The 8983-nt window shown below is 76.2% G+C and carries 8 protein-coding genes and 1 pseudogene; 7 read left to right on the top strand and 2 right to left on the bottom strand.

What is annotated here, in order from left to right; genetic code table 11:
- Positions 1–589, top strand: a 589-nt coding sequence (locus K6U79_09680) for a hypothetical protein (GenBank protein MCL6522620.1), incomplete at its 5' end; no start/stop codon positions are given.
- On the opposite strand, the pseudogene K6U79_09675 reads toward K6U79_09680, so the two are convergent.
- Positions 586–1764, bottom strand: a pseudogene (locus tag K6U79_09675) (acyl-CoA dehydrogenase family protein). The gene K6U79_09680 and the pseudogene K6U79_09675 overlap by 4 nt on opposite strands.
- A 223-nt stretch (positions 1765–1987) precedes the next feature.
- Between K6U79_09675 and K6U79_09670 the strand changes: the two are divergent.
- The 6 genes from K6U79_09670 (at position 1988) to sat (ending at position 8816) form a co-directional block, all read left to right on the top strand.
- On the top strand, positions 1988–2647 hold the full coding sequence (locus K6U79_09670; GenBank protein ID MCL6522619.1) for a TetR/AcrR family transcriptional regulator: 660 nt from the start codon (positions 1988–1990) through the stop codon (positions 2645–2647).
- Positions 2648–2718: 71 nt separating this feature from the next.
- Positions 2719–4290, top strand: a complete 1572-nt coding sequence (locus K6U79_09665) for a methylcrotonoyl-CoA carboxylase (protein MCL6522618.1) — start codon at positions 2719–2721, stop codon at positions 4288–4290.
- A 25-nt stretch (positions 4291–4315) separates the two neighbouring features.
- Positions 4316–4747, top strand: a complete 432-nt coding sequence (locus K6U79_09660; GenBank protein ID MCL6522617.1) for a thioesterase family protein — start codon at positions 4316–4318, stop codon at positions 4745–4747.
- Complete coding sequence (locus K6U79_09655) at positions 4747–6831, top strand: ATP-grasp domain-containing protein (protein ID MCL6522616.1); 2085 nt, start codon at positions 4747–4749, stop codon at positions 6829–6831. Before K6U79_09660 ends, K6U79_09655 begins: the two co-directional genes overlap by 1 nt.
- A 97-nt stretch (positions 6832–6928) precedes the next feature.
- On the top strand, positions 6929–7630 hold the full coding sequence (locus K6U79_09650; GenBank protein MCL6522615.1) for a phosphoadenylyl-sulfate reductase: 702 nt from the start codon (positions 6929–6931) through the stop codon (positions 7628–7630).
- Entirely contained in the window at positions 7623–8816 is a 1194-nt protein-coding gene (sat, locus tag K6U79_09645; GenBank protein MCL6522614.1) for a sulfate adenylyltransferase, read from the top strand. Before K6U79_09650 ends, sat begins: the two co-directional genes overlap by 8 nt.
- A gap of 15 nt (positions 8817–8831) precedes the next feature.
- On the opposite strand, the gene K6U79_09640 is transcribed toward sat, so the two are convergent.
- Positions 8832–8981: a DUF2267 domain-containing protein gene (locus K6U79_09640; GenBank protein ID MCL6522613.1), complete on the bottom strand. Its 150-nt coding sequence runs from the start codon at positions 8979–8981 to the stop codon at positions 8832–8834.
- Positions 8982–8983: the final 2 nt, after the last annotated feature.

Genomic DNA, 8983 nt, shown 5'->3' with positions numbered 1-8983 from the left:
GGCCCGCCTCCAGGTGGCGGCGGAGGCGCTGGCGCCGGCGCTGGAGGTGCGGGCCGCCCGCTGGCTTCCCCTCCCCCGCGCCGCGCGCCTGGAGCGGCGGGAGCTGGCGCGCGTCGCCCTCGGGAGTCGCCGGCTCCTGCCCCTGGAACTGCCCTTCTCGCACGACCTGAAGGCGCCGGCGCGCCTGGTGGGCGACCTGCGCCGGGCGGGCTGGGAGCCGCTCCTCTTCGCTCCCGAGCTCCACCCCGAGGTGCAGAGGCAGGCCGAGCTGAGCCGCTACCTCCTCCAGGCGGGCGGCTGGCTCGTGCTGGACGCAGGCAGCCTGGCCGGCCGGAACGGCCACGGGGCCCGGGTGGCGGCGCTCCGCCTGGTCCGGCTGGGCTGGTACTCCTTCTGCGCCGGCTTTCTGGCCCACCCCGGAGGCCCCGTGGCGCCGGAGGAGGTCCTGGAGCTGCTCCGCCGCGCCCCCCGCCGCCGCCCCTGGCGGCCGGGCGAGGCGGAGGCGCTGGTGGAGGGGCGGCTCGGGCGCGCCTTCGGCGCCTTCGGCCCCTTCGGCGGCCCCGGGGGGCACCCCGCTCTTCCGCCCTAGGCGTCCGGCGCCCGGCGGCGCGCGCCGGCGGCCTGGCGCGGCCCCACCAGTTCGCGGCCGATGATGAGGCGGCGGATCTCGGAGGTGCCGGCGCCGATCTGCATCAGCTTGGCGTCGCGCATCATCCGCTCCAGCGGCAGGTCGCGCAGGTAGCCGTAGCCTCCGTGGATCTGGACGGCCTGGTCGGTGGCGCGCATGGCCACGTCCGAGGCGAAGAGGAGGGCGGCGGCCGCCTCCTTGTGGACGCTCCGCTTCTGCCGGAAGGCTTCCTCCGCCAGGCGGGCGGTCCGGTAGACGAGCAGGCGGGCCGCCTCCACCTCGGCGTACATGTCGGCCAGCTTGGCCTGGACCAACTCGAAGTCGCCGATGCGCAGGCCGAACTGGCGCCGTTCGCGCGCGTGGGCGAGGGAGCGCGCCAGCGCCTCCTCCGCCAAGCCGAGCGAGAGGCCGGCCAGGAAGGCCCGCTCCAGGTCGAGCCCCGACATCATCACCGCCACGCCGCCGTTCTCCTCGCCCAGCAGGTTCTCCGCCGGCAGGCGGCAGCCGTCGAAGAGGAGCTCGCCGGTGGGCGAGCCGCGCATGCCCATCTTCTCCAGCTTCCGGACGACGCGGAAGCCGGGCGTCCCCGCCTCCACCAGGAAGGCGCTGATCCCGTGCGCCCCTCGCTCCGGCGCGGTCTTGGCGTAGACGATGAGCAGGTCGGCCACCGGACCGTTGGTGATGAAGATCTTGCTCCCGTCCAGGACGTAGCCGTCGCCCTCGCGGCGCGCGACGGTGCGGATGGCGACGGCGTCCGAGCCGGCGTCCGGCTCGGTCAGCGCCAGCGCCCCCACCCGCTCGCCGGAGGCGAGCCCGGGCAGGAAGCGCCGCCGCTGCGCCTCGCTGCCGTTCCGGTAGAGGTTGTGGGCGCAGAGGTTGAGGTGCGCCCCGTAGGAGAGCGCCAGCCCGCCGGAGACGCGCGCCAGCTGCTCGCAGACCAGCAGGCCGTCCAGCAGGCTCCCGCCGCTCCCCCCGTACTCCTCCGGGATCCCCAGCCCCAGGAAGCCCTGCTCGGCCAGCCCCCGCCAGATCTCCGCCGGCAGCTCGTCGCGCGCATCCATCTCCGCCGCCCGCGGCTCCACCTCGGCCCGCGCCCACTCCAGGGCGCTCGCCGCCAGCAGCTCCTGGGCCTCGGTCAGGAGATCTGACGCAAGAGTCGAAAATCCCTCGACCACCCGCTTCCCTCCTCCGCGCCCCCGGCCTCCGCCGCCCTCGCGCCCTGGCCGTGAAGCCGCGTCCCTTCTTCGCTTTCTCTATGCTCCTCTCCTGCCGCCCGCGCCCCCGTCCACGCCCGCGGGCAGGAGCTCCCCTCCGGCCGTGGAATTCTTGACCGACGCGTAAGACGAGGAGGGGAGGCCGGTGGCCGAGGCCGGCGTGGGCACGCAGCACGCGCTCCGCCGCGAGGAGATCATCCAGGTGGCGGCGGAGCTCTTCCGCGAGAAGGGGTACCGGAACAGCACCCTGGCCGAGGTGGCCGCGCGCCTCGGGGTGACCCGGCCCGCCCTCTACCACTACATCCGCTCCAAGGAGGAGCTGCTGAGCGAGATCTACGGCCGGGTGATGAGCCGCCTGCTGGGCCAGCTGGAGGAGATCCTGGCGCGAGGGCTCGACCCGGTGGAGAGTCTCCGCGCCATCCTGGTCGCCCACGTGGAGTTCGTCATCCGCAACCGCGCCATCGTCACCGTCTTCTTCCAGGAGAAGGGCTCGCTGCCCGCCGAGCAGTACCGGCGCATCGCCGACCAGAAACGGCGTTATGACGCGCTGGTCCAGGCGGTGGTGGAGCGCGGCCAGCGCGCCGGGCTCCTCCGCCCGCTCGACCCCAAGCTGACCGTCTACGCCATCATGGGCATGGCCAACTGGCCCTACCAGTGGTTCCACCCCGAGGGCCCGGCCTCGGCGCGCGAGCTGGGCGAGCTCTGCGCCGAGCTGGTCCTCTCCGGGCTGCGCGCCGAAGGTGCGCCCGCCGCGGCCGGCGCCGGCGCCGCCCCGGCGGCCCGGGCCAGGGGGGGCGCGCGGTGAGCGGCGAGGGCCGGCGCATCGGCACGCCCGTCGACCCGGACGATCCCGCCTACCGGGCCAACGCGGCTGCCATGCGGGCGCTGGTGGACGAGCTGCGCCGGCGCCTGCGCGCGGCGCGCGAGCAGCGCGAGCCGGAGGCGGTGGCGCGCCACCGGGAGCGCGGCAAGTGGCTGGCGCGGGAGCGGGTGGAGGCGCTCCTCGATCCGGGGAGCGCCTTCCTGGAGCTGAGCCCCCTGGCCGCCTGGGGCATGTACGGCGACGAGGCGCCGCAGGCCGGCATCCTGACCGGGATCGGCCGCGTGGCCGGGCGCGAGTGCGTCATCGTCGCCAACGACGCCACGGTCAAGGGCGGCACCTACTACCCCATGACGGTCAAGAAGCACCTGCGCGCCCAGGAGGTAGCCGAGCAGAACCGCCTGCCCTGCATCTACCTGGTCGACTCGGGCGGGGCCTTCCTGCCGCTCCAGGCGGAGGTCTTCCCCGACCGCGACCACTTCGGGCGCATCTTCTACAACCAGGCGCGCATGTCGGCCCAGGGGATCCCGCAGATCGCCGCGGTGATGGGCTCCTGCACGGCGGGCGGCGCCTACGTCCCGGCCATGAGCGACCAGGCGGTGATCGTCCGCGGCACGGGGACCATCTTCCTGGGCGGGCCGCCGCTGGTGAAGGCGGCCACGGGCGAGGAGGTGAGCGCCGAGGAGCTGGGCGGCGCCGACGTCCACAGCCGCCTCTCCGGCGTCACCGACTACCTGGCCGAGGACGACGCCGAGGCCATCGCCCTGCTCCGCCGCATCGTGGCCGACCTGGGGCCGGCGGAGCCGCCGGCCTGGGAGGCGGCGGAGGCCGAGCCGCCGGCCTTCGACCCGGAGGAGCTGTACGGCATCGTGCCCGCCGACCCGCGCCAGTCCTACGACGTGCGCGAGGTGATCGCGCGCCTCGTGGACGGCAGCCGCTTCCACGAGTTCAAGGAGCTCTACGGCACCACCCTGGTGACCGGCTGGGCGCGCATCATGGGCTATCCGGTGGGCATCGTGGCCAACAACGGCGTCCTCTTCTCCGAGAGCGCCCTGAAGGGGGCGCATTTCATCGAGCTCTGCGACCAGCGGGGCATCCCGCTCCTCTTCCTGCAGAACATCACCGGCTTCATGGTCGGGCGCGAGTACGAGAACCGCGGCATCGCCAAGGACGGGGCGAAGATGGTGACGGCGGTGGCGACGGCGGAGGTGCCCAAGCTGACCGTCGTCATCGGCGGCTCGTTCGGGGCGGGCAACTACGCCATGGCCGGGAGGGCCTACTCGCCGCGCTTCCTGTGGATGTGGCCCAACGCCCGCATCAGCGTCATGGGCGGGCGCCAGGCGGCCTCCACGCTCCTCACCGTCCGCCTGGAGGCGCTGGCGCGCCAGGGGCGGAGCCTGGGCGAGGAGGAGCGGCGCGCCTTCCAGGAGCCCATCCTGGCCAAGTACGAGGAGGAGGGGAACCCCTACTACTCCACCGCCCGGCTCTGGGACGACGGCATCATCGACCCGGCCGAGACGCGCCAGGTGGTGGCGCTGGGGCTGGCGGCGGCCGCGCGCGGCGCCGCGCGACCCTGGGGGCGGGGAGAGGGAGGGGAGCGGCGCCGTTTCGGCGTCTTTCGCATGTAGCCTTGCGGACGGGAGGGAGCGGGGAATGCCCGGCGAGCGCGAGACGGGGGCGCTGCCCCCGGGGCTGGTGCCCGGACTGGAGGGGGTGGCCAGCGTGCGCGTGACGGAGGAGCGGACGGCGGCGGCGGCGGCCAGCGGGGCGCTGCCGGTCTTCGGCACGCCCTTCCTCCTGGCGCTCATGGAGGAGGCGGCCTTCAACGCCACCGCGCCCCATCTGGGGCCCGGCCAGTCGACGGTGGGGACGGCGGTGGAGTTGCGTCACCTGGCGCCGACCCCCACCGGGCTGACGGTGACGGCGCGGGCGCGGCTGGTCCGCGTGGAGGGACGGCGCCTCCTCTTCGAGGTGGAGGCGGAGGACGGCTTCGAGCGGGTGGGGGAGGCGCGCCATGAGCGCTACGTGGTGGACGTGCCGCGCTTCCTCGAGCGGGCGGCGAGGAAGGCGGGGGGCCCGGCCTGATGGGCGCGCGGCGGGGACGGCCCTTCCGGCGCGTGCTGGTGGCCAACCGCGGCGAGATCGCCCGCCGGGTGCTGCGCGCCTGCCGGCGCCTCGGCCTGGAGACGGTGGCGGTCTACTCCGACGCCGACGCGGGGGCGCTCTGGGTGCGCGAAGCCGACGCCGCCGTCCGCCTGGGGCCTGCGCCGGCGCGGGAGAGCTACCTGAGCGCGGAGCGGATCCTGGCGGCGGCGCGGGAGACGGGGGCGGAGGCGATCCACCCCGGCTACGGCTTCCTCGCGGAGGAGGCCGCCTTCGCGGAGGCGGTGGAGCGGGCCGGCCTGGTCTGGATCGGCCCGCCGCCCGGGGCGATGCGCGCGCTCGGCGACAAGAGCCGCGCGCGCCGGCTGGCGCGCCGCCTGGGGGTGCCGGTGCTGGAGGGCTACGACGGCGAGGAGCAGTCGGAGGAGCGCTTCCTGGCCGAGGCGGAGCGGATCGGCTGGCCGCTCCTGGTCAAGGCGGCGGCGGGTGGCGGCGGACGGGGCATGCGGGTCGTCCGCCGGCGGGAGGAGCTGCCGGCGGCGCTGGAGTCGGCCCGGCGCGAGGCGGAGGCCGCCTTCGGCGACGGGCGCCTCCTCCTGGAGCGCTACCTGGAGCGCCCGCGGCACGTGGAGGTCCAGCTCCTCTTCGACCTCGAGGGACGGGGGGTCCACCTGGGCGAGCGCGAGTGCTCCGTCCAGCGCCGCCACCAGAAGCTGGTGGAGGAGAGCCCCTCCCCGGCGGTGGACGAGGGGTTGCGGCGCCGGCTGGGCGAGGCCGCGCTGGCGCTGGCACGGGAGGTCGGCTACGCCGGCGCGGGGACGGTGGAGTTCCTGCTGGACGAGGGCGGCGGCTTCCACTTCCTGGAGGTGAACGCGCGCATCCAGGTGGAGCACCCGGTGACCGAGGAGGTGACCGGCCTCGACCTGGTGGCGCTCCAGCTCCGCCTGGCGGCGGGCGAGCCGCTGCCGCTGGGGCAGGAGGAGGTGCGCCTGCGCGGCCACGCCATGGAGGTACGCCTCTACGCTGAGTCGCCCGAGGAAGGCTTCCTCCCCTCCACCGGCCGGCTGGAACGCTTCCGGCTGCCCGCCGGCCGGATCCCGGGCCTGCGTGTGGAGAGCGGCTTCGCCGAGGGGGAGAGCGTCGGCCCGCACTACGACGCGCTCCTGGCCAAGCTGGTGGCGCGCGGGGAGGACCGCGGCGAGGCGCGGGAGCGCCTGCGGGAGGCGCTGGCGGCGACGGAGATCGAGGGCCCGGCCACCAACCTGGCGTTGCTCCGCCGGGTGGCGGCCGATCCGGCCTTCGCCGCCGGCGACCTCTCGACGCGCTTCCTGGAGGAGCGTGGGCTGCTGCGCCCGGCGGCGGCGCCGGCGCGCGCGGCGGCCGCCGCCGCCCTGGCCGGTCGCCTCTGCGACGCGGGCGCCCGGCCGGAGGGCGCGGACGGGCGCTCCGCCTTCGTCCGCCTGGGCCCCTGGCGGGAGGGCGAGGGCGTCGTGACGCGCTGGCAGGGCGTGCCGGGCGACGCGGGCGGCGATCCGGTGGTCCGCCTGCGGGGCGAGGGGGAGCGGCTCGACGCCGAGGTCGAGGGCGCGGCGGCGGAGTCCGGGCGCTACCGCCTGCTCGGCCGGGAGGAGGCGCCGGGCGGCTTCTGGCTCCGCCTGGAGGCGATGCCGGCCGGCGTCCGGCACCGCCTCCGCCTCTGGCGCCTGGCCGGCGGCGGCTGGCAGGTGGAGGAGCCGGGCGGGGGCGCCTGGGAGCTCCGACCGGCGCCCGCCGCGCCGCCCCCGGTCCGGGCCGCCGCCCGCGCCGCCGCGCCGGAGGCGACGCACGCCTCGGCCGGCGGGGACGGCTCCCGGGCGCTGGTCACCGCCCCGCTTCCCGGCACGCTGGTCGCCCTGCGCGTGCGCACCGGCGACCGCGTGGAGCGGAACCAGCCGCTCCTCGTCCTCGAGGCCATGAAGATGGAACACCTGGTCACCGCGCCGCAGCAGGGGCGCGTGGAGGCGATCCTGCGCGCGCCCGGCGACGCCGTCCAGCGCGGCGAGCCGCTGCTCCGGCTGGCGCCCTGATCCCGGCCGGCGCCTCTCCGGTCAGGCTCGCCGCCGGCGGCTTCCCCGTACCCTGGGGCGGTTTCCATTCTCCCTCGGGGACGAAGGAGGAGTCGCCGTGATCGAGAGCCCCCCGCGGCCGGAGGAGCTGGAGCGGGCAGCCGCCGAGCTGGAGGAGGCGCCGGCCGAGGAGATCCTGCGCTGGTCGGTCGCGCGCTGGGCGCCGGAGATCGCCCTGGCCACAAGCCTGGGCGCGGAGGACATGGTGGTGCTCGATCTGCTGGCACAGGTGCAGGAGCGGCCGCGCGCCTTCTTTCTGGACACGGGCCTCCACTTCCCGGAGACGTACGCGCTGATGGAACGCGTCCGGGCCGCCTACCCCCGCCTGGAGCTGGAGGTCTTGCGCCCGCGCCTCGACCTGGCGCGGCAGGCCGAGCTCTACGGCCCGGCCCTCTGGCGGCGCGACCCCGACCTCTGCTGCGCGCTGCGCAAGGTGGAGCCGTTGGAGCGGGCGCTCCGGCCGCTCTCCGCCTGGGTGACCGGCCTTCGCCGCGAGCAGGCGCCCACCCGCCGCGCCATACGAGTGGTCGAGTGGGACCGGCGCCACGGCCTGGTCAAGGTCAACCCGCTGGCCCGCTGGCGGCGCGGTGACGTCTGGCGCTACCTGCGCGCGCGCTGCCTCCCCTACCACCCTCTGCACGACCGCGGTTACCCCAGCGTCGGCTGCCAGCCCTGCACCACCCCGGTGGCCGAGGGGGAGGACGAGCGCGCCGGCCGCTGGCGCGGCCTGGGCAAGACGGAGTGTGGTCTCCATGTCTGAGGCGGGACGGGAGACGCTGCCGCCCTACGGCGGACGCCTCGTGGACCGCCGCCTGCCGCCCGGGCGCCAGGAGGAGGCGCTGGCGGAGGCGCGTTCGCTGCCGGCCCTGGAGCTGCCCCGGCACCTCTGGGGCGAGCTGGAGCTCCTCGCCGACGGCGGCTACAGCCCGCTGGAGGGCTTCATGGAGGAGCCCGATTACGTCTCCGTGCTGGAGCGCCTCCGCCTGGCCGGCGGGCTTCCCTGGGGCCTGCCGCTCCTCCTGCGCCTGCCGGACGGCCTGGGCGCCGCCCGGCGGCCGCGTCCCGGCCAGCGCCTCCGGCTGGAGGCGGGGGGGCGGCCGGTGGCGCTGATGGAGGTGCGGAGCCTCTTCCGCGCACCCCGGCGGCGGGAGGCGGAGCTCGTCTTCGGCACGCGCGACCGCTCTCACCCCGGCGTGGCCCGTCTCGAGGAACAGGGCGAGTGGGCCGTCGGCGGCCCCGTCTGGCTGCTGGAGGAGCCGCCGCTGCGGCTGCCCCCGCGCTGGGCCCGCTACCGCATGCGCCCGGCCGAGACGCGCGCGCTCTTCCGCCGGCTGGGTTGGCGGCGGGTGGTGGCCTTCCAGACGCGGAACCCCATCCACCGCGCGCACGAATACCTGCTCAAGTGCGCCCTGGAGATCGCCGACGGCCTCCTCGTCCACCCCCTGGTGGGCGAGACGCGGCCCGGCGAGGTGCCGGCGGAGACGCGCCTCCTCGCCTATGAGGCGACGCTCGGCCGGCGTTTCCCGGCGGGGCGCGCCCTCCTGGCGCTCTACCCGGCCTCCATGCGCTACGCGGGCCCGCGCGAGGCGCTGATGCACGCCGTGGCGCGGCGCAACTACGGCGCCACGCACCTCATCGTCGGGCGCGACCACGCCGGCGTCGGCGGCTTCTACGGGCCCTACGACGCGCAGCGCATCTTCGACCTCTTCGAGCCGGGGGAGCTGGGCATCGAGATCCTCCGCTTCGAGGCCGCCTTCTATTGCCGTTCCTGCGGCGGCATGGCCACCGCCAAGACCTGCCCCCACGGCCCGGAGGAGCGCCTCAGCCTGAGCGGCACCCAGGTGCGCGAGAAGCTCCGCCGCGGCGAGCGACTGCCCGGCGAGTTCACCCGCCCGGAGGTGGCCGCCGTCCTCGAGGCCGCCCGCGCCGGCGACGAGGGGCCCTGAGCGGGGACCCCGCCTTCAGGCGGGGTCCCGCCACCAGTCGGCCACCTCCGGCGGCAGCCCGGCGGCCAACCGTTCGCGCGTCTCCTGCGGCATCCCCTCCTGGAGGGCGCCGAAGACGGCGCGCACCTGCCGGATCGCGTCCTCGTCCACGTGGCTGGAGACCAGGT

Source organism: Bacillota bacterium, assembly GCA_023511835.1.
Lineage (GTDB): Bacteria > Bacillota > Sulfobacillia > JAIMAT01 > JAIMAT01 > JAIMAT01.
This window is presented reverse-complemented; position numbering and strand designations above follow the sequence as displayed.

What these genes read in the sequence shown, in the direction of transcription:
- K6U79_09660 (MCL6522617.1), top strand. Translation starts at nt 4,316, where the DNA reads ATGCCCGGCGAGCGCGAGACGGGGGCGCTGCCCCCGGGGCTGGTGCCC.
- K6U79_09655 (MCL6522616.1), top strand. Translation starts at nt 4,747, where the DNA reads ATGGGCGCGCGGCGGGGACGGCCCTTCCGGCGCGTGCTGGTGGCCAAC.
- sat (MCL6522614.1), top strand. Translation starts at nt 7,623, where the DNA reads ATGTCTGAGGCGGGACGGGAGACGCTGCCGCCCTACGGCGGACGCCTC.
- K6U79_09665 (MCL6522618.1), top strand. Translation starts at nt 2,719, where the DNA reads ATGCGGGCGCTGGTGGACGAGCTGCGCCGGCGCCTGCGCGCGGCGCGC.